The organism is Paenibacillus sp. JT31N7 (assembly GCF_059692095.1).
The window spans coordinates 232,672-254,216 of the sequence record NZ_JCAUAT010000007.1 but is presented as its reverse complement, the minus strand read 5'-3'; the positions used below and the strand labels follow the sequence as shown (position 1 = coordinate 254,216).

The following is a 21,545-nucleotide window of genomic DNA, read 5'->3' as shown; positions in this document are numbered from 1 at the left end:
CTGACGCCGCTGACGCCGCTGACGCCGCTGACGCCGCTGACGCCGCTGACGCCGCTGACGCCGCTGACGCCGCTGACGCCGCTGACGCCGCTGACGCCGCTGACGCCGCTGCTTGGTTTATTCCGTTCGAGTCACCTGATCCGCCTTATTCGGCAAGCACGCCTTCATCAGCTGTCTGGCGCTGCGGAATAGACGATTTGCTCAGCACGACAGGAACTTTGACCGTGGTTTTGAGGGCCGGGTTCTTGGCGGAAGAGATCGTGACGGTCAGCTCGACATTGACGACTCCGCTGTTCGGAACGAACTTCAGAACGCCGCTGTTGTCGACGTAAGCTTTATTGGAGCTGTTTGTGACCTTGTACACGATTCCGTCCGTTTTAGGGAGCTGCAGAACCGGCTGGTTGATTTTGCGCGTATTGACGATTTTAGCTTTAAAATCGTCCTTTGCTTTGGCGACGCGGTCGTTCTCCAGGTTGGCAATACGCAGGGAGCTGTAAGCCGTGTAGGAGATACCGTCCACGTTGTTGCCGAACTCGTCGATCTTCTGAGCGATTACGGAGAGCTTGTAAGTGCCTTCTGCAAGCTGTTTCACCTTCAGGTCACCGTTCGCATCCAGTTCTCCGTCCACATAAGAACCGTCGATGCCTTCGAACGAGTAAACGCCCGGCTCAATCAGCTTGAGGTGGCCGTTAGCGTCGGTCCGGGTGATTTCGTCGATGATGCCGATTTCTTTGTCATCGAGTCCCACAGCCCAGAGGGAAATCACGTTCACGTCCTTGGCCGTCAGACGGAAGGAAAGATCGGTTGTGGTCGGGGAGCCGTCACGATTATCGGGATAAATGGCAGTTTCCGTTTGCTCCAGTTCCTGCAGACCGAATCCGGTTTCCGGCTTATCTTGGCCGACGTGAACGGCGAAAGGCAGATGCAGCGAAGGCTGGCCGCTTCTTTCCAGAAGCACTTCGCCTTCATAGACGCCTTTAACCGCATTGTTCTTCGGTGTTACGGACAGATAAAAACCTTTGGAAGCGCCGGCCGCAACGGTCAGCTTACCGTTTTGCAGGCCGAGCAGCTGGGCGGTCAGGTTCGCGACATCCGGCGTTTGGGTCGGAGCGTTAGGATCCGACGTTACGTTCGGATGCAGCACGACTTTGGCCGTGTAGGTTACGCTTTGCTTCGATACGTTCTTCAGCTGAAGCTCCTTCTGGGCATTCGTTCCCGGAGCCAGAAGGCCGAAGCTGACGGACGGATTGTAGTTCGTCACGGCTTGCGGCTGCCAGTACTTATCGAGAAGCGTGATCGGTTCCACGGATTGGAGCAGAGCCTGCGTCTTCACGGCAGTACCCACGTTCGCACGGCCTGCGCCTTGCGAGTATACGTCGTACAGCTTGCCGTCCAGGTCGCTGATTTTGTCCGACGTGTTAGCCAGCGCCGCACGGATATCCAGCGGCGACCAGTCCGGATGCTGCTGCTTCAGCAGCAGCGCAAGTCCGGCTACGTGCGGAGTGGCCATGCTGGTACCGCTGATGCGGCTGTAGGCGGTATTGTAGTTCGCACCCGGCTTTTGCTTGCCGTAGGCAGGCCAGGTGGACAGAATGCTCACGCCCGGCGCGCTGATATCCGGCTTGATGCTCAGGTCGCCGTCCACATTCGGGCCGCGCGAACTGAACGTCGCCATCGTATCGCCCGGGATTTCGCTCTTCGGATAGTTGGCCCCGAAAGCAAGCTTCAGCGTCTGGCTTTGAGCGGCCAGCGCTTTTCTGGCGAGAGCGCGTCCTTCCGTACCTTTCATGTCGAAGGTCGGAATGTACTCGAAGCCGTCGCCCAGGTAAGCGGCTGAACCGATAAAGCCGTCACGGCCGATGACCGATTCGGAAAGATCGGCTTTAGTCGCGTCCGCGCGTTCGGTGTTGCCGTTGAAAATAATCGCCGCTTTCGCGCCTCTTTGCTTGGCGTTGGCGATTTTGTCCACGAAGGCAAGATTACCGCGGGAAATCAGCACGACTTTACCGGTTACGTCTTTGCCTTCATAATCCTGAGGCTGGCCCAAGTTGACGTACACGACGTCTCTCGGGTTCGTGCCCAGAATGGAGGCGAAGTTTTCCTGGCCGGTTTCCCAGGCCAACACGTTGAGATTGTATCCGGCGGCCGCAGGTGTTACCGGCGAGGTTGCGGCTGCGCCGGCGGCTGGGGTAACGGGCGCTGTATAGACCGCTTCCGATACGGATGCCGTGTACTGCGTTTTCGGGCTTGTTACGGCGCCGACGGAGATAGCGAGCTGCGAAGTCGCGGGCGAGCCCAGCGAATAGTAGTAAGGCCCTTTGTCCGCCGCATTGCCGTTCGCGATAACGGCGGTTACGCCGCCAAGCACGGCATTGTTGATGGCGACAACGTCGGGAGAGTTCGGGTCTTTCTCGGAGTCGGAGCCGAGCGACAGGTTAATGACGTTCATACCGTCTTTAACCGCATGCTCGATGCCGTCGATGACCTGAGCCGAGGAGCCGGACGCTTTGCCCGTTTCGGGATTCCGGCCGAGTACTTTATATACATACAAATCGGCTTCGTAAGCGACGCCTTTTTGAACGATGTCCGAGCTTGGGTTGGATGCTCTTCCTACGATTGTTCCGGATACGTGGGTGCCGTGAGACGTCCCTTCAAATCCGGTGCCGTAAGGGTCTTCCTCCGGAGTAAGCGGAGGTTCTTCATAAGGGTCGTTATCCTTCTCGAAGGAATCGTAGCCGCCTTTGTAGGCATTCTTTAAGTCGGGGTGAAGATAGTCGACTCCGGTATCGATTACGCCGACTTTGAGGCCTTTGCCGGTGAGGCCTTTGGCCCAGGCGACATCCGCGCCGATCTGTTTCAGCGGAGCGATGTCATAATTGGGGCTGCTCACATCCAGCCCTTTCGGTTCATCTACGGGGATCGGGAAATAGTTGGCGCTGGGGTGAATCGATTTAACGCCGGCCAGTTTTGCCAGCGCGGGAATTTTATTGGCCGGAACAGTTACTTCTAGTCCGTTCAAAACTGTATTATACTGGTAATTGACCTGGAGGTTAATTCCGCTGCTTTTGGCGGCGCCGACCAGAGCGGTTTGCTCCTGCGTGATGGCCGCTTCGGTAGATTCGGCTGCCAGAGCGGACATGCCCAGCTTGGCGGCGTATTTGCCTACGGCGACCGGCTGATTTTGCAGCTGGACGATAACACGGACGGAATTCGTGGAGGCCGTATTCAGTTTTGGGGAAATATACCCCTTGACCTGGCCCGGGATCGAGTTTGTACCGGGATTCAGAGAACCATTGAGCTGGGTACGCGGTTGGATGCTTTTGCCGGACTGGGCTGCACTGGCATGAGGCAGCGCCGTGCCTGCAACGAATGCAAACGCGAGCGACATCACGGATATTTTTTGGATGAGATGGCGATTTTTCAACTAGTTCCCTCTTTTCATTCATATTTGAACAATAAACGAGCTAGTGAACGATCCGGAACCTCCTCCCTTTTTCAAGATTAGGCCTATACACTATGTAAGACAGTTCCTAAAGGTCATGTATTCCATAAAAAATGGATAATTTCAGCTTTTTTACAGAAAATATTTTATTTTCGTCATAAATGGGTTGGAAATTGCCTTTAAAATGAGCCTTGCTCGGCTTTTATTGCGGGCTTATAGTGGGAGATAGAGGATAAAAGGGTGAGGGGGTTTCTGGGCAAAGATGGATGCGAGATTGCACGACTTATTCCGGCCCGTTCAGGCGAACGGAAGAGTTTCTACCTATATATATGCAGAAAAAACGCCATCTCCCGCTCTTAAGCCGTACGTATGCTGTTACTGGCAGTCCGAACCGCGCGTGGGCGGGGATACGCAGCTGCTCTTTCAGCCGGATGCGGTGGATCGGGTTCTTCCCGACGGCTGTACGGATATCATATTTACGGAGAATCTGACGACGGGTGAACTGGACGTAAGGTACTGCGGCACTTTCCAGCAGGCTTTTACCCTTGCCTACGCGGAGGGGGCGCCAGTGAGAAAGTTCGGAATCCGTTTTCTGCCCGGCGGGGCGTATCCGTTCTTGAAGACGGCGGTGTCGGAATTTCACGATCAAGCGGTTGCGGCCGGGCAGATCGGTCCGGTTATCGGGGCGGAAACCGAGGAACGCGTGCGGGAAGCCCGATCTTTCCGGGAAAGAATCGGAGCGGTCGAAGCGTGCCTGATGCGGCAGCTGAATGACAAGGGGACGGACGGGGACGCCCGGATGAAAAATGCGCTGTACCGCGTCTTTATTACAGGCGGCGAGGCAACGGTAAGCGAGCTGGCGCGGTCCGAGACCATCAGCACGAGGCAGCTTCACCGTTCTTTCCGGCAATGGGTGGGTCTCAGCCCCAAAAAGTTTGCCGAAGTGGTGCGGTTTCAAACGCTCCTTAGAGACATTCAAGCCGGTACCGTCAGCAATTGGGCGGCTGTGGCGGCAGAGCGCGGATTTTTCGATCAGGCCCATATGATCCGGGAATTCAAAAGATTTTACGGGGCTTCTCCGATGCAGGCGGCAGCCGAATATAGGGGCATGTCCGATTTATCCAATCGGTAAACGGCCGGGCTTGGTTATACTGATATATATCTTCGATGGAAATTAGAAAGGATGAAGCTATCTATGAACGGAGTTATGCAAATCAGGGATCATCTTCTGGACGAGCTTGAGCTGTCGGTCCGGACAAGCGAGACGCTGATCAGGCGGATCAGACCGGAGGAGTGGGCGTTCACCCCGGGCGAAAACATGCGGACGCTTCTTCAGCTCGTTCATCATATTGTCGCCATCCCGGCATCGGATCTGGCCATTCTGCAGGAAAAATCGCAGCCCGAGGTTGAACTTGTCGAGAACGGCGCGCAGGACATTACGGACCCGGAGCAGCTGGCGGAGCGGCTGCGGACTCACTTCGATACGCTGAAAGCTTATATGGTTTCGCTGAGCGAAGACGAGCTTTTGAACAAAGAGACGAAAGCCTTCTATCTGGAGCACGGCATGCCGCAAATCAAATGGCTGATCGAAATCGTGACGCATCTTTTTCACCACCGTTCGCAGCTGTACAATTATTTGAAGCAGAACGGTCATGAGCTGAACTTTTTTATGCTGTACGCTTAAAATAAAAACCGGAAGGAGCAGCACTCCTACCGGTTTTCTTTCCGTCGGTTACACCGAAGGAAGAGTCGTCATGTCTTTTTGCGGAACCCGCTGGTTGGCCGGCGGGTTCTTTCTTTTGAGCAGGGTGCGGAGGATCAGAAGCGGTTCAGGCGTCTTCTCACCAGGAACTGTTTGTACTGGAAGTAGACCGTGCAGCCGATGCAGTAGCCGAGCAGAGCGGTTCCGGCGGCAGCCGGCAGCATGCCGCAAATGCATAGCCCGCCGCCGTCCAGCCGATGGAGAACGAGAGCACGGACAGGAGGAGGAACAGCACCGCGAGCACGTTGTTGAAGCGTAATCCTTTCCATTCCTTCCTAGGGAATGTGCCCCGTCCATCTTCGATTCGCACGCTTACAAAATCTTTAAGCATACTTAACGCAGCGCTGACATAGTACTGGTAGAGTAAGAGACATGCAGGAACAACTGAATATCCAAGGGTAAGAGTCCAGGAGAAAACCCTTTATGCACAAACGGAAATGTCTTGCTTCGGCATTTTCCGGTTTGATGGATAGAGGGTTTTTTTGTTGTTCTCGTCCTTGTCCGTCCGGAACCGATCCGGATATCTCATCCGAAAGGAATGGATACGAAATGAGAAGATTCTCCCGGTTTTTGAGCCTGTTACTAACCGCCGCTTTATTGTGCGGTACGGCTCCGCTTGGCCTGTTCGATGCGGCGGCGCACGCCGCCGACCCGGGGAGGAAGGCACTGGACGTCCGAAAGACGCTGACGCCGCCCGTAATCGACGGCAGGCTTGACGAGTCGCTCTGGAACGTCAGCGAAACGATGAATGTCCGGACGGGCGAAGGCACGTTTAAAAACGCCCGGTTCGGAATGCTGTGGGACAACAAGTATTTGTATATCGGCGTGAAAGCCGAGGACGACACGCTGTTCCCAAGCGGAACGGGGTACTGGTTCGAACAGGACAATATTAATTTCTTCTTCGATCCGACCCTTCATCAGTCGGCGCCTTTCGCAGCCGACGATATGCAGGCGGGATTCGTGTACCGGCCCGGCTCGACGCCGGAATTTCATTTCGGGGCGGCGCTGGGCAACCATAGCGGCAAAGACGAGAAGAAAATCTTGAGGGCGGTCGGAACCGATTCGGGCGGCTGGACGCTGGAAACCGCGATTCCGTGGGATATGCTCCGTTTTGATACAGGTTTGCAGAAGCAGCTCGGCTTTGAAATCGGCGTAACGGACCGTTACGAAGCCGATACGAGCAAGCAGCGGACGAGCTATTGGAGCGCGTTTAACTCCAAATCGTTCTGGAACGACACGGCCGGTTACGGAATTCTCAACCTGAAAGACGAGAATCCGGTTTCCGCTCAAATCAATCCCGTGCTCCTGCAGGATAACTTCGACGGTTATCCGGCTGGGCAAACTCCGGACGGCTGGATTTCCGATGTGAACGCGGGCAGCGCTCCCTTTACCGTCGTTCAGGATACATACGGGAACGGCCGCTTGAACTTCGACGGCAAAGCTTCCGGGAAGCAGGCCCGTATCTCCGCGCCTGTCCAGTGGGACGACTACACCGTCGAAGCCGACGTGAGGTTTGAAGGCGTGCTGAACGATGCCAGGTGGGCGGCTCTCATGTTCAGAGGAGCGGCCGACGGGAAAAATCCGTACAACCAGATGGCGGTCCGCCGCAACGGGACATTCGAGCTGGCTTACCGGATGCCCAATAACAACTGGGCTTCGCCTACGCCTGTAAGCGGCATGTGGAAACCGCTGGAGCTCGACAAGGAGTATACGTTGAAAGTCCGCGCAGTCGGAAACAACGTCAAAGAATACATCAAAGCCAAGGACGAGGCGGATTTTACGCTTCTCATGGATCAGAACTTTTCTTCCGATCTTCTGGAAAAAGGAAAAGTCGGCTTTCAGGCCGATCAAAGCAAAGTTTCGTTCGATAACCTGAAGGTGACGCGGGTAACGGCCGAACGGCTGGATGTGACGATTCCGGGCACGCTGGAAGCTTTGACGGGACCCGCGACCGTTACGGGCAGCGTGTATTATTCGGACGGCATCACGGAAATTCCCGGCCAAGACGCCATTCGCCTGTATTCTTCCGATGAAACGATTGTAAAAATCGTGAACAACAAGCTCTATCCGGTAAAAGCGGGCAAAGCGACCGTGAAAGCGGTCTACGCCAATGCGGAAGCGGCGCGTGAAATCACCGTCACTCCATCGGCGACGGGCGCCCAAGCCGTTAAGCTGCAGCATGCGGAAGGCTACGTGCTGACGGATACCGGTGTAAAGCTGGATCTCAATACGCTGAGCTTCCAAGCCGAATTCAGCGATTTCTCCAAAGGGACGCTGAAAGGCGGAGAGCTTCTCTGGAAACCGGCCGGTCAAGAGGTTTCAGCCGGAAACGGTACTCTGCAGGTGAACAAAAAAGGCGCCTATCCGGTTACGGTTCAGAAGGATAACGCGTCGCTCACCTTGATGGTCATTGCCAAAGATCCGGGGGAAAAGGAATATACCCTCTACGAGGAAAACTTCGATCAAACGGCCGAAGGCACTCTTCCGAAGGACTGGACGCGCAAAGAAGGAACAACCGCATCTGCGGCAGCCGTCAAATCGGGCGCATTCGAAATGAACGCCTCCGCTGCCCCGGACAACCCTTCCCGCGTGCTGCTCCCCGAGTATTTGGGACTGTTCGGCAATTACAAAATCGAAGCGGATATCACGCATTTGTCCGCTAATGATGCGGCACGATGGCATTCGATCATGTTCCGTATCCAAAACGACAACCTCCCTTATTACCAGATGGCCGTGCGACAAAACGCGGCAGCCGTCAACGGGGTTGAATTTGCGGAACGGACACCCGCTAACGAGTGGAATGTGATGGACCGCGGTTCTTACACCGAAGCGATCGACCCCGCGAAAATGTATCGTTACACCGTAAAAGCCTACGGCGACCGCGTACAGGAATGGATCGGCGACAAGCTTCTCGTTGACACCGATAACGCGGGCGCTTATAAGACGGGTCGCATCGGTCTCCAGGCGAACGGAAGCCTCATGAAGGTAGACAATATCCGCGTCACCCTGCAGCAGGATGCGCTTCCTCCGCTGCCTTCCGAGCGGTTCGTGCAGGTTGTGGAGCCGGAAACGAAGATTTCCCTGGCCCCTACTGTGGTCACGGAGCTTAAATCTTCTGCCGACCTGGTTAAGCTGCAGGGTACTTCCCTGCCTGCAACGGCGATGCTGTACGTGAACGGCAATCTGAAAATCACCGCTCCCGGAGGTGCCGAAATCGGCGGCCTGGATGACATCTTGGGAGCGTTGAACAACAAAGTGATTCCGGCCTTCTATGTCCGGGATGAGCAGACCGCCGGCAAGCTAGTCGAGACGCTGAAAGCGAGAGGAATCGAAGACGCGTTCATCGTGTCAGACAAAGGCGAGCTGGTCAGAAAAGCGCGTCTGGCGTATCCGATCCTCCGCGGCATTGTGGATTTCCGCCAGGCCAAAGCGGCTACGAACGAAGAGTTGATGGAAATCCGCCGCCAAACGACCGTGAATCTGGCCAAAATCGCGCTCCTGTCCCAGAAAGCGGCTACGCGTGAGAGTATGGCTTATCTCCAGCAGCGGACTTTGGTGGTGTGGGCGCAGGATCAATCTTCCCAAACGGACAAAACCGTGTCCCTGCACACTTTGATTACGGGCGGAGCGAACGGCATCGTGACGGATGCGCCGGAAGCGGCTATCGGGGCGCTGAAGCTGTATTCCAACGGAACGACTCTAATTCGTAAACCTTACATTATCGGCCATCGGGGCATTCCATCCGAAGCTCCGGAGAATACCATCGAAAGCAACGCGCTTTCTATTGAATACGGAGCCGATTTTATCGAAAACGACATGTACCTGACCAAAGACGGCCATCTTGTCATCGTTCATGATTCGGTCTTGCAAAATACGACGAACGGAAACGGGAGAGTCGAAGACTTTACCCTCGCCGAGCTCAAAAAGCTCAACGCGAACAAACCGTTCCCGACCGGATATCCGGATGTGAAAATACCTACATTGGAGGAACAGATCGACCTGGCTAGAGCGAAGGGCCGCATGGTAATGGCCGAAATTAAAACCAGCACCCCGGCGGCAGTCGATGCTTTTGTAAGAATCATCAAGGAAAAGAAAGCCGAAGACCTCGTCGATGCGATGTCCTTCGACACGAATCAGCTGAAGCGGCTTGCCGAGCTGATGCCCGAAATGCCTTCGGGTCTGCTGACAAGCGGCTATGCCAACGAAGCCAATGTCAACAAATCGCTGAGGGAAACGCTCAAGGTGCTTCAGCCTTTGAACGCGACGTTCAACACGAGCTACGGAGGACTCGGTAAAAATTTCATGGAAGCCGCCAAACACCGGGGCGTAATCATTTCTCCGTGGACATTCAACAACAAGAACGATTTTATTAAGTTTTTCGGGCTCGGGGCCTTCGGCATTACGACCGATTATGCGTCCTGGTCCGCGGATTGGGCCGCCTCGGTTAAACCGGGAAAGAGCTCGTACAGTCTGTCTCCGGGCGAAAAAACGACACTCTCCTTGGAAGTGGAATCCTACAGAGGAACGAAAACGAACGCCGCGCCGGATATCGTCCTGCTGGACGGTCAGGATGTTGTGGACGTAAGCGGCAGTCAAATCACAGGCAAAAAAGCGGGAAAAGCCCATGCTCTCCTGCGGTACACGGCTTCTATCGATGCCGCTAACAAGTACGACCTCTACACCCAGCCGGTTACTGTCGAAGTAAAAGGCGGAGGCAGTGATGGAGGCAGCAGTGGCGGGGACAATGGAAGCGGAGGAAATAACGGAAACAATGGCAATAATGGCGGCAACAACGGCAACAACGGCAACAACGGCAATAACGGCAATAACGGTGGAAACAACGGTAACAACGGGGGTTCTGCCGGTAAGGTAACGGCCGCCGAAGGTAAAGTGGACGCTTCGGCCCTGCGTGAAGCGCTCAAAACCTACACGACCGTAGAAATCGCCTATACGGGCGACACGGTCGAAATCCCGGCGTCCGCCCTGATGGACGCCGCTCCGAACAATCGGACACTCGTCATCGCGGGTCCGGCAGGCAAGTACACCGTACAGCTTGGGGATTTGAAGCTGAATGAAGCGGCACGTAGGCTGGGAGACGAGGCCCGCAGCCTGACGGTCCGCTACACCCTCCGCTATGCGGCGAACAGTGAAGCGGCCGCGATCGCAGCGGCCGTGAAAGCGGCAGGCCTTCAGGCCACGCGAACGGTGCAACTGGAAATCGCGGCGAAAGCCCAATCCGGCGGCTCTGCGGCGCTGGAGACACAGGGGCAGCTTGAGCTGACCCTGGACGGTATTTTCGACGCGAAGAGCGCGACAGGCGTGCGCGCTTACCCGAATGAGAAGAAATTCTCATTCGCGCCGTCCCTCTTCGCACCGGCGGGCACGGCCAAGACGGCCGTGACGTTTAAGCGCAGCGGCAGCGGCTTCTACGCGGTCGTAAGCGGCGCGCCCGTCTTCGCCGACATGGCCGGCCACTGGGCGCAGGCCGATGTCGAGCTGCTCGCGGCGAAGCTCGTCGTGGAAGGCAGCGGCGGCGGCCGGTTCGACGCCGAACGCAGCATTACGCGCGCCGAATTCGCCGCGCTGCTCGTCCGGGCGCTCGGCCTGCCGAAAGCGGCCGGGCCGGCAGCCTTCGGCGACGTCGGCTCCGCCGACTGGTTCGCCGGGGATGTGGCCGCAGCGGCGGCTGCGGGTCTGATCGGCGGCTATGAGGACGGATCGTTCCGTCCGCAGCGCCCGATCACCCGCGAGGAGCAGGCGGCCATGCTCGTCCGCGCCCTGCCTTATGCGGGCGCGGCATCCGCTGCGGCGCTCACGAAGCCGCAGCAGGAAGAGATCCTTGCCCGGTACACCGATTCGGGCAAGATCGGCTGGGCGCAGGCGGAAGTAGCCGCAGCCGTTCATGCCGGTCTCATGAACGGCATGACGGACGGCACGCTGGCGCCGGCAAGCGAAGCGACCCGCGCTCAGTCCGCGGCGATGCTGCGGCGGTTCCTTGTCACCGCCGGCTTCATCAACTAAGGCAAGCGGAAGCACCCGATCCCACACCTGCGCAGAACTTCTGCGCAGGTTTTTTTTATACAAAGTTTTGCAGGGAGAACGCCCCCTCATTCATGGCATGCCTTACCGCACGAGAAGTGCGTATTGAATTTTGTCCCCTGGCTTTTAATATAAATACATTTTGAATAAATTAGGCCGAACGACTCACTAATAACTCTGGAAAAACCGATAATTATAGGAGGATAAGCCTATTATTGATAGGCAGCTTTTTTACAAGGAAGGCTGCTAATATGGAGAAGGAGGATTACAACGTGCTGAAAAAAACGTCTTTTCTGGCGGCGCTTCTATTAATGATGGCCGTGGCAAGCTTTTCGGGAGCGGCAATGGCAAGAGATTATCTTCTGCCTCACAGCGCTTATATCGAAATTTGCGAAGAAGATTTCGCAGACCAGTTGTGCCAAAATTTTTGTGAAGATTTTCCGGATACGCCCGTTTGCTCTGCGGAAGAAAGCGGAGGGGAGGAATCGGGAGGGAACGCCGTGCAGGCCCGGCTGGATGTCCAGTTTAACCGGATGAACATCAAGGTGAACGGCCAAGCTTTCGTGGCGCCCAATATTTTGTACGAGGGGACTACCTATCTGCCTATAAGGGATCTGGCTGATTTGCTCGAATTGGACGTGAACTATTACGGGGAGACCCAAACCGCCTATATCGGCCAGCTCCCCGCCGGTGAAGTGCCCGATGAGGTTATCGACGAGTGGGAGAAGCAGAGTCTGGAAGAGAGCGCGGATGCGGCAGCCGGAACGCTGGTGCCGGGCGGCGGAACGATCGACGTTTATCTGGATCGTGTGCAGGTGAAGGTGCACGGGGAACGCATTGCCGCAAGTACGTTTCTGTATGACGGAACGACATACGTTCCGATGAGAGCCGCCTGCGATATTCTGGAGCTGCCGGTTAACTACTACGGCCCTTCGTCTACCGCTTATATCGGAGAAGTTCCTGCGGGTGAAGTACCCAAGGCCGAGATGGATAAGTGGAAGTCGGGCAAATAAAAACTCATTAAGCTGAATAAAGAAGGGAAGATCGCAAAAGACATGGCCAATACGACGATCAACGTAACGCTCCCGAAGGATTTCGATTTCGACTCTAACCGGAGGCCGCAGGGCGGCGGCGAATCTTATTTTGACGGAGGCCTGCTGGAACTGATAGGCCTGTATCTGCTCGGGGCCATCATCACGGGGATTACGGCCGGGATTTGTTACCCGTGGAGTCTCGTTATCATCTACCGCTGGAAAATTGAGCATACGGTCATTGAAGGACGCCGGCTTCGTTTCGAAGGAACGGCAGTCGGACTTTTCGGTTCCTGGATCAAGTGGTTCCTGCTCGGCCTTGTCACGTTCGGCATTTATTTCTTCTGGGCGGGCATCAAGCTGGAGCAGTGGAAAACCCAGCATACTTATTTCCGGTAAAAAGAACCTATCCGCTGCACTCTTGTCCCAAAGCGGCGTACAGCTAACGTGAAAAACCGCAGTCGTCTCCTAAAGGAGGACTGCGGTTTTTTTTATTACCCGGCGGTGAGGCAACGGCAAATTTCGCGGAAACTCGCCGCTGCCGCCAGACTAGCCTTTACGGCTAAGCCGCCCGCTTAATTCACACCGACTGCGTCGTAGGCTTTGCCCACGGATACGGCTTCGGCGGAGCCGGCTCCGTACAGGTCTACCGCGGATTGCACGGCGGCCGCACGAATGTTGGAGAAGTTGGAATAAGGAGACAGGTAGTACGTCAGGGCATGGTAGTAAATCTTGATGGCTTTGTCACGGCCGATGCCCGTTACGGAAACATTATAATGAGTGCCGCCTTGCGCGATCAGGTAGAACGCTTTGTTGTTGATGCCGCTGTTCGTGTGAACGCCTCCGTTATCGGAAGTGCCCGTGTAACGTTTGCTGTAGTGGTTAGGCTGGTTGAACTGCTCCGGGTTGGACAGGGAGCGGATCGCGTCGCCCGGTTTGCCCGGCGTGTAAATATCGTCTCCGAGCAGCCAGTTGGTCCCTTGGATCGTATTTCCGAAAATGTCGGAAATCGATTCGTTCAGGGCGCCGGACTCGCCGTAATATTCCAGGCCGGCCGTATATTCGGTTACGGCATGCGTCAGCTCGTGGCCGATGATATCCGGATCGCCGGAGAAGGGCAGGAAGTTGACCCCGTCGCCGTCTCCGTAAACGATCTGTACGCCGTTCCAGAAGGCGTTGTTATAGTTTTGTCCGTAGTGAACGGTTGATTTGATCAGCTTTCCGTTGCCGTCCAGGCTGTTGCGTCCGAACTTGGTTTTGTAGAAGTCGTAGACTTTCTCCGCGTAAGCGTGAGCGTCTACGGCCGCCCGGTCGGTCCAGTTGGTATTGTTGGTGTTTGTTTTAAGTACGCCAGGCAGAGAGGAACCGTTGTTGGCGCTATAGGTTTCAATGCCGTTGCCGCGCGTGGTGTCCTTCAGCTGGAATGTCGTGCCACTCTGTGTCGTAATAAACTGCTTCGTATCACCCAGTACGCCTGTACCCGTACCGACCGCATGGTCGAGGAGGTCATACTTCTTCACGATAGAGCCGTCAACCGCATCGATAAAGTAACGGGTACGGATCGGAGATGGCTCCAATACGTTCACCTCTGTCGCATAGGTGAGCACATTTTTGCCTTCCAGCGGATAGATCGTCAGCTCCGCCTGTGCGGGCTTTTGCTGCTGGCCGAGTTTGCCGACGGCTTTCTCGGTGTCCGCAATAGCGGTTTTGATCGCATCGGAAGCGCTGATTTGGGCTTTAACTCCGTTAGCCACTTCCTGCTCCGAGTCCGCAAGCAGGCTTCCGAGATAAGAAGTCACGTTTCCGCTCTTATCCAGATGCACCGTTTGCTCCGCTCCGTAAACCGGAATTCCTTTGATGTACTGCTTCAGGCGATAGTGATCCGTTCCGCTTGCAGCGTCGGTCTGCTTTTTGACAATTTTCAGATTGTCTTTCAAGCTGCCGCTAAGGCTTAGCGCTTCTTTCTTATGATCGAGGAAGCCCCACACTTTCTCTTCGTTTGAAAGTCCTGCCGGCGCTTTCCACGTTTCCCCGATAAACTTAGGGGTTACGGATTTCGGCGTTGCAACCTCGGTGGTTGCTGCACTTGCAGGTAGAACGGATGCGATCAGGAGTGTTCCTCCGAGTACGAGCGAAGTCAGCTTCTTTTTCATGAATATAATCCCTCCTAGGAAATGGTTGATGGCCGCCGTGCGGCGCCTGGGCAAAACGCGTTAGCCGGTTGATCTAAGCTGCGGTTGGCAAACAGCATTACAAACCGAGTGGCATCACCCCTTTCCAAGTGGGTCGAAAAAAGCTGCCGTCAAGGAAACGGCGGGACTGGGAAAGAACAACAGAATACATATACAAGTATTCAGGTAGGAAAAGTTGTTTTAATATCTGTAGTATAGAACGCGTTCACATGGCTGTCAAACATTTTTTATAAAATTTAACTAAAATTAGCAATTTTTAACGGTGGAAAGCCCGGTGAGAGGGGAGGGGACGAAAAGAAGGCAAATGGAATTGACCATAGGTTATTGACCACGGGTATAATATTGACAGTGCCGTTCACACCGTTGTCACGCTTTACCGAACAAATATATTTTGATTTGATGAATCCGGAGAGAGCCGGGCGCTGCCTTATTGAATAGGACAGCCGGCGAGCTGGTTGCTTTAGAAGGGGTGGAGTGCCCCGGTGCCGAATTGGGGCTTGCTGAACGATAAAAAAATCCAGTAGCAGCAAGGGTTTAGTGTGTTTTATGTCGAATTCAAGGGCAAGGAAATCTATGGATACTACGTCTTCTCTATTTACCAATTCTTCCATGCTTGCTTTTTAGATTTCTTGCCCCACGATTGGCGTAGTCGACATTTGTTCAGCAAAGCCCGAATTTATTAATCAAATAAATTGCCTTCCGCTCAAAAGTACTATTACAGCTCTTTCCTTATTCGTCATATGTACATCATAATCCACTAAAAAAACAATAAATAGTTAATATTGACAAATATTAACTATTTTGTTAAACTACAGAGGTGTTTTAAGAAAATAAAATAATGGAGGTATTTGGTGTGACAGGATTAAAAAAAGTAGTAAGAAGTAGTATTGTTTTTTTTCTAGCCTGCGTTTTTGTAGTTTGTTCAATAACTTCATCTGCATTGGCGAATGAAGGTTCTAATCAGTTGACAATTGAGAGTTATACCAATTACTTGCAGAATTATTCAGCTCACGATGCATATGCATCAGGTATTACCGATTCACAACTTGCAATAGAAGCTCAAACAAATGCAAAAACAGTCTTAGAACAATTCAAGAATTTGAAAAAGGAAGAACAACAAATTTTTATCAATATCATTAACTCTCCCAAATTGTTGGGAGCTATTTATAGCGGAAATCTAAATGATTTGGGAGTTTATAAAAACTACGTTACGGTTGAATTAGAACAAGTGTCAGACACTAGTTCTCTGTCTGGTAATCGTATAGCTGCCTCAACTCCAGTTCGCACTATAGATCATGAGTTAGTATTCAGAAGTTTCGGAATTGACTGGACAAAGTATAGAGTTACAGGTAAATACGAATATAATTCTAATGGCGCAACTACTGACCTGTCTGTAGAAGGAGTTATAGTTCAAAACTATAATCCAACTGTTGTAACGGAATTAGGAAATTATAATGACTATGTTACAAGCGGAATATATTATGCGGAAGTTACTTTTACTTATAAAATTGGTATACTAGAGTTGGGTATTGTACAACTTGGAAATGTTTATCTAGGTGTTAAAGGTGATCAGAATGGAAAGATTGAAGGATGGGGTTATACCAAAAGCAAATGAAAGGACTTTGCAAATGAAAAAGATCTTATGGATTGTGATATCCATACTTGGAATAGCAGTACTACTCGCCTTAATAGGGATATTTAACTTCTACTCCAATAAGCAATAAAATGTAATTATATATAAATATGAATTGAAAATATGAAGTCGCCGTTCACTTCCATTGGAGGAAGAAACCGGCGACTTTTAACTTCGGAGACGGTAGTCAATAGACTTAATTGGGGCTTGCTGAACGATAAAAATCCAGTAGAAGCAAGGGTTTGGTGTATGAGTGCACACCCTGCAAACCGCGGTAGAAGCGTACTATGCAAGGCATGGCTGCGAAAAAAACAAGGCAGAACTCATGACCAGACAAGACGCTGCCGTACGAAACGCGATTGAAGGAAAGTTTGGCGAAGGCAAACGCTCCTACGGTTGCTTGGGGCGTATTCGAGCACACCTTCGTGAAACCAGCGAAACCATCATCGCTATTCAGTTGCTCATCATGAATCTGGAGAGGAAACTACGTCTTCTCTATTTACCAATTTTTCGATGCTTGCTCTTTAGGTTTCTTGCCCCACGATTGGCGTAGTCGACATTTGTTCAGCAAGCCCGAATTAGTAGAACTGGATGCCGACCTTAACAGCGAGGAGTGTAAGCGCATGCAAAAAACGTGGTGGAAAGAAGCGGTTGTCTATCAGGTGTACTGGAGAAGTTTTTACGATACGGACGGAGACGGGTACGGGGATTTGGAAGGTGTTATCCGCAAACTGGATTATATAAAAGAGCTCGGCGCGGATGTGATTTGGCTCAATCCCATCTACGGATCGCCGGATGTCGATAACGGGTACGATATATCGGATTACCGGACCGTGATGGCCAAGGCCGGAACCATGGAGACGTTCGAGAAGCTGCTCCGGGAAGTTCATGCCCGCGGTATGAAACTGATTATGGATCTGGTGGTCAACCACACGTCCGATCGGCACCCCTGGTTCACGGAATCCCGTTCGTCCAAAGATAATCCCAAAAGGGATTATTACATCTGGCGCCGGGAAGCGAACAACTGGAGATCCTATTTTACGCCATCCGCCTGGGAATACGACGAACGGACGGAGGAGTATTATTTTCACTCCTTCGCAACGGAACAGCCGGACTTAAACTGGGAAAATCCTCAGGTGCGCGGGGAAATTTACGATATGATGCGATTCTGGCTCGACAAAGGCATCGACGGCTTCCGGATGGATGTCATTAATCTGCTCGCGAAGCAGGCCGGTTTTCCCGATGCGGAGCAACCGGAGAATATCTCCTATCTGGGAAATAATCCGGGAATACACGAATATTTGCAGGAAATGCACGAGCGGGTCCTGAAGCATTACGACGTTTTTACAGTGGGAGAAATCCCGTTCGTCACGCCGGAGGACGGCCTGCTATATGTAGGCGAAGACCGCGGCGAGCTCAACACTTTGTTCCATTTCGAGGTTTGCGATTATATGGCTCACTGGAAGATGGACAAGTTCAAGGCGATTCAGAAAAGGTGGTACGACGGCATGTGGGGCCGGGGCTGGAACTCCCAGTTCCTGAACAATCATGACCACACCAGGCTCGTAACCCGGTTCGGCAACGACAAGGAGTACCGCGTGCAATCGGCCAAATGCTTTGCCGTGCTGCTTCACACCCTTCCCGGAATGCCTTACGTCTACCAAGGGGAAGAAATCGGCATGACCGGAGTGCGGTTCGATTCGATCGAGGATTACAACGATATCGCTCTAAAGAACAAGTACAAGGAAGAAGTGGAAAAAGGCCGCGATCCGCAGGAAGTTTTCCGCAGCCTGCTTCACCTGGCGAGAGACAATTCAAGAACACCCGTACAGTGGGACGGCTCGGCCAACGGCGGGTTTACGGACGGCACCCCTTGGATTAAGGTGAACCCGAATTTCCGGGAGATCAATGTGGAGCAGGCGCTCGCCGATCCGGATTCCGTTTTTTACACGTATCAGAAGCTGATCCGACTCCGCAAGGAAAACCCGGTCATGATCTATGGGACTTACGAGCCTTTTCTCGAAGAGGATGACCGGATTTATGCGTTCCTGCGCGTGTTGGACGGCGAGAAATGGCTGATCCTGCTGAATATTTCGGATCAGAGTACGGTTTGCATGCTGCCGGGATCCATAGCTTCAGCGGAAAAAGAGCTGATTCTTGCGAATTACGAGGTGAACGGTCCGGACGGCTCTTCTTGCGAAATGAAGCCGTACGAGGCCCGGGTTTACCGGGTGAAGAGTTAACGGGGGTTGAAATGACGGAGTCGGTTCTTCCGCTGATCGTTCGCTCCCTTAATGATTGATTATCTTAAAGGGGTTCGGCCTGTCACGAAAACGCGCCTTCCTTTGTCTAACAGGGGAAAAGAATTCCGCTTAGGGAACTCGTACAGGAGGGCTGGAGATGAAAATTTTTGTGGCAGGCGCTACGGGAGTGATCGGACGATCCTTGCTTCCGCTGTTGGTAAAGGAAGGGCATACCGTATATGCCATGGTGCGCAGCGGGGCGGGGAAGGAAGCGGTACTTGCACAAGGGGCCGTACCGGTGGAGGCGGATGCCTTCGACCGGGAAGGACTGATTGCACAGCTCCGAAGGGCAGAGCCCGAGGTCGTGATTCATCAGCTTACGGCGCTTAGCGGCTATAATCTGGAAGAGAACGCCCGGATCAGGAAGTTGGGCACCCGTAATCTGGTGGATGCCGCACGGGAGGCGGGCGCCAGGAAAATGATTGCCCAGAGCATTTCGTGGATGTATGAGCCCGGTGAAGGGCCTGCCGGTGAAGACGTGCCTCTTGATCTGGAAGCCCCGGAGCCGAGAAAAACGACGGTGGACGGAGTAGCCGCACTGGAGCGTACAGCGGCGGAGATGCCGGAGTCCGTCATTCTGCGTTACGGGCTGTTGTACGGCCCCGGAACCTGGTATGCCCGGGACGGGGCTGTCGCGGATAAGGTCCGCGGCTGCGAAGTGAGGGCGATCGAAGGCGTCAGCTCCTTCCTCCACGTGGAAGATGCCGCCAGAGCCGCGCTGGCAGCGCTAGAGTGGCCTTCGGGGGCGGTCAACATCGTGGACAACGAGCCGGCCCCGGGGACGCTCTGGCTGCCCGCTTACGCTTCGGCGCTCGGAGCCCCGGAGCCGGTGTTCCAGCCGGGCCAAGGCCGGGGCGAACGCGGAGCGTCCAACGCCAAGGCCCGGCGCGATTACGGCTGGGAGCCCGTGTACCCGAGCTGGCGCGAAGGGTTTAAAACCAGTCTGGCGCAAGAGAAATAAGCGCGCCAGCCGATGAAAGGACCGGAGGAGATTATTCCTCCGGTCTTTTGGTTTGCGCGGCGGTGCGGACCGATTTCGCAGCGCACTCAGCCCGGGGCGCGCAGTGTGTGGCGCCGCGTTCGGCGGTCCCGGGCGCAGGCCGGAGACCGCCAGGCCCGGCATCGGTCTGGTCCGTAAGCCGCCAGGCCCGGCGTTGCTCCGCCCGAAAGCCGCCAGGCCCGGCTTGCCCGGTCTGAAAGCTGCCTGGGACTGTAAGGTGCCTTGTCAGAGCCGCAGGCGCGGCCGCCCGTGGCCCATGAGCTGGGGCCTCCAAGACCGCAAGCTTGCGGCGCTCCGTGGCAGTTCCGGGAGAGTCCGGTCCGCGGCCGCCCGGCCCGGGAGCTGGCAGCCCGCATGGTGCCCGATCACACCCGCCGCTGAGGTCCTTACTGTCCCCACTTCAGGGACATCGTAAGGACGCAGCATGCGAGTTCCTGGGCGCCGGGAGTCACGGTCACGACAAGTCCGCTCGGAGTGTAGCGGGCGGCCAGGACCGATGAAACGGCGATACCCTTCATGAGCCGGTCGACCTCCTGCTTGCGGCCGGCCTGCGCCGCCGTCATCAGCCGGAGGGCGAAGGGCTCGTCGGACAGCCGGGCGAGCACAACATTGCCGTCGGCGAGGAGCTTGCGGGAAGAAGCGGCCGACGAGATCAGCTGCTTCGGATCGACGGACGGGTATCCGGCATTTTCCGGGAGCCGGGGAAACGTCCGAGGTCCTGCCGGCCAACCATGAACGGGAGGCGCGAAGGCGGGGGGACGGAACGAATACGGGAGGGGATAAGGGGGACCGTACATGCTTACAGGCTCCTTTCCGAACGTTCTTTTGTTCAGTTTATGAAAAAGCGGTAGGTTGGTGCCCGGCCGTCCCCCTGGACCTCAGACGGGGAAGAATTACCTTCGCAGGTCCAATGCAGGCAGTCAATATCTGGTGATATACTTTGAAAGCGAGGTAAGGCTCGGCTGAATTCAAGAACAATGTCGGTTGATTGGAGTGGAAGGATTACATGAGAAGAAATATGGGTTTTCTGTTGATTGGCGCGGGGGTGCTGGCGCTGTTGTATTACTTTAATCCGGTAGGTGTGTTCTCCTGGAACGGACTTTCTTTCAAAACGCAGGACATTCATCTGGAGAAAACGGCGGAAGGAGCTTCCTTACAAAATATTACCGTAGAGACAGGGAGCGCCGACGCCCGAATCGTCAAAGGCGAGGGCGATCAAGTGAACGTGCGCCTGGACGGAAGCGTCAGCAAAAAGCAGGCCGAGAAATTTCAGCTCAAGGTCGATTCCAAAGGCGATACGCTATCGATCGGAATCGAAGAACCAAGCGAAATCGGGGTGGGCGTAACGATTGTCAACGTGGAGCTGACTGTCGAGCTGCCCGAGAGAAACTGGAATTCCGTGCGTGTACAATCCGGCAGCGGTAATATCGATCTGGAATCTCTGAAAGGAAATGCCGTCGAGACCAAAGCGGGAAGCGGCGATACCTCACTCCGTGAGATTAAATTCGACAAGCTGGTTGCGAATGCCGGAAGCGGCACTATTTCCTTGGCTGATATTCAAGGAGACGCGATTACGCTTAAAGCGGATTCCGGCGATATCAGAGCCGAGCAGTATGCGGCGAACTCCCTGAAATTCGAAGGGCACAGCGGGAATGTCGAATTAAGGCAGGGCAAAGCTTCCCTGCAAGGAGAGACGCATTCCGGTGACATCCGCATAGAAGCGGGCGAAATTCTGCGGGATGCGGACCTGAAATCCGGCAGCGGCAACGTGAAGGTAGAATTGACCGAGGAGCCCAAATCGCTGGCCGTCGACTTCGAGGGCGGCAGCGGCAACGGAAGCGTCGACTGGGAAACCTTCTCCTATGAAGAGAAGAACGATAAGAAAGACCGGCTGAAAGGCAAATTCGGCAGCGGTGAAGTGCAGCTCAAAGTAAGAACCGGTTCCGGCGATTTTCAGCTGGCGAAATAATCAATGGCATTAAATCGTTCACGGAAGGAAAGCCTTGACCCGCAAATAGGGGTTAAGGCTTTTTTATAGAATATCGACTAATGAATCGGAAAAAAGCAATTTATAGGGGCTCGGGCCTCTAGTTCTCCATTGGGTTTGCCAAGATGTCTAGAAAATAGAAAGGCTAAAAAATGG

Annotated in this window: 14 protein-coding genes and 1 pseudogene; 11 read left to right on the top strand and 4 right to left on the bottom strand. The window is 54.2% G+C overall.

The window, feature by feature from the left end:
- On the top strand, positions 1-192 hold a 192-nt coding region (locus AC58P5_RS24515; RefSeq protein ID WP_497391294.1), incomplete at its 5' end, for a hypothetical protein.
- On the opposite strand, the gene AC58P5_RS24510 is transcribed toward AC58P5_RS24515, so the two are convergent.
- On the bottom strand, positions 146-3,424 hold the full coding sequence (locus tag AC58P5_RS24510; RefSeq protein WP_497391292.1) for a S8 family serine peptidase: 3,279 nt from the start codon (positions 3,422-3,424) through the stop codon (positions 146-148). The two genes, AC58P5_RS24515 and AC58P5_RS24510, sit on opposite strands and share 47 nt — an antisense overlap.
- A 280-nt stretch (positions 3,425-3,704) precedes the next feature.
- On the opposite strand from AC58P5_RS24510, the gene AC58P5_RS24505 reads away from it, so the two are divergent.
- Together AC58P5_RS24505 and AC58P5_RS24500 are read left to right on the top strand one after the other, a co-directional pair.
- Positions 3,705-4,574, top strand: a complete 870-nt coding sequence (locus tag AC58P5_RS24505; protein WP_497391290.1) for a DUF6597 domain-containing transcriptional factor — start codon at positions 3,705-3,707, stop codon at positions 4,572-4,574.
- 63 nt (positions 4,575-4,637) lie between these two features.
- Entirely contained in the window at positions 4,638-5,126 is a 489-nt protein-coding gene (locus tag AC58P5_RS24500) for a DinB family protein (RefSeq protein WP_497391288.1), read from the top strand.
- A 134-nt stretch (positions 5,127-5,260) separates the two neighbouring features.
- On the opposite strand, the gene AC58P5_RS24495 is transcribed toward AC58P5_RS24500, so the two are convergent.
- A complete protein-coding gene (locus AC58P5_RS24495; protein WP_497391286.1) occupies positions 5,261-5,473 on the bottom strand; it encodes a hypothetical protein in 213 nt (70 codons plus the stop codon).
- 280 nt (positions 5,474-5,753) lie between these two features.
- Between AC58P5_RS24495 and AC58P5_RS24490 the strand changes: the two genes are divergently transcribed.
- The 3 genes from AC58P5_RS24490 (at position 5,754) to AC58P5_RS24480 (ending at position 12,673) form a co-directional block, all read left to right on the top strand.
- Entirely contained in the window at positions 5,754-11,225 is a 5,472-nt protein-coding gene (locus tag AC58P5_RS24490) for a glycerophosphodiester phosphodiesterase family protein (RefSeq protein ID WP_497391284.1), read from the top strand.
- 269 nt (positions 11,226-11,494) lie between these two features.
- On the top strand, positions 11,495-12,256 hold the full coding sequence (locus AC58P5_RS24485) for a stalk domain-containing protein (RefSeq protein ID WP_497391282.1): 762 nt from the start codon (positions 11,495-11,497) through the stop codon (positions 12,254-12,256).
- A 42-nt stretch (positions 12,257-12,298) separates the two neighbouring features.
- The gene (locus AC58P5_RS24480) at positions 12,299-12,673 is read left to right on the top strand and encodes a hypothetical protein (RefSeq protein WP_497391280.1); all 375 of its coding nucleotides are present in this window, start codon (positions 12,299-12,301) and stop codon (positions 12,671-12,673) included.
- A 176-nt stretch (positions 12,674-12,849) separates the two neighbouring features.
- On the opposite strand, the gene AC58P5_RS24475 is transcribed toward AC58P5_RS24480, so the two are convergent.
- Entirely contained in the window at positions 12,850-14,427 is a 1,578-nt protein-coding gene (locus AC58P5_RS24475) for a M4 family metallopeptidase (RefSeq protein WP_497391278.1), read from the bottom strand.
- 892 nt (positions 14,428-15,319) lie between these two features.
- Between AC58P5_RS24475 and AC58P5_RS24470 the strand changes: the two genes are divergently transcribed.
- From AC58P5_RS24470 to AC58P5_RS24455, 4 genes and pseudogenes are all read left to right on the top strand, one after another.
- Positions 15,320-16,081, top strand: coding sequence for a hypothetical protein (locus AC58P5_RS24470; RefSeq protein ID WP_497391276.1), 762 nt, complete (start codon positions 15,320-15,322; stop codon positions 16,079-16,081).
- A 343-nt stretch (positions 16,082-16,424) separates the two neighbouring features.
- Positions 16,425-16,652, top strand: a pseudogene (locus tag AC58P5_RS24465) (transposase); the annotation flags it as partial.
- Between the two features lie 70 nt (positions 16,653-16,722).
- Positions 16,723-18,342 (top strand): glycoside hydrolase family 13 protein, encoded by a 1,620-nt coding sequence (locus AC58P5_RS24460; RefSeq protein ID WP_497391274.1) that lies wholly within the window; start codon positions 16,723-16,725, stop codon positions 18,340-18,342.
- A gap of 157 nt (positions 18,343-18,499) precedes the next feature.
- The gene (locus AC58P5_RS24455; protein WP_497391272.1) at positions 18,500-19,363 is read left to right on the top strand and encodes an NAD-dependent epimerase/dehydratase family protein; all 864 of its coding nucleotides are present in this window, start codon (positions 18,500-18,502) and stop codon (positions 19,361-19,363) included.
- A 425-nt stretch (positions 19,364-19,788) separates the two neighbouring features.
- Here AC58P5_RS24455 and AC58P5_RS24450 read toward each other — a convergent pair whose 3' ends face one another.
- Positions 19,789-20,199: a YuzC family spore coat inner layer protein gene (locus AC58P5_RS24450; protein ID WP_497391270.1), complete on the bottom strand. Its 411-nt coding sequence runs from the start codon at positions 20,197-20,199 to the stop codon at positions 19,789-19,791.
- Between the two features lie 209 nt (positions 20,200-20,408).
- On the opposite strand from AC58P5_RS24450, the gene AC58P5_RS24445 reads away from it, so the two are divergent.
- The gene (locus AC58P5_RS24445) at positions 20,409-21,371 is read left to right on the top strand and encodes a DUF4097 family beta strand repeat-containing protein (protein WP_497391268.1); all 963 of its coding nucleotides are present in this window, start codon (positions 20,409-20,411) and stop codon (positions 21,369-21,371) included.
- Positions 21,372-21,545: the final 174 nt, after the last annotated feature.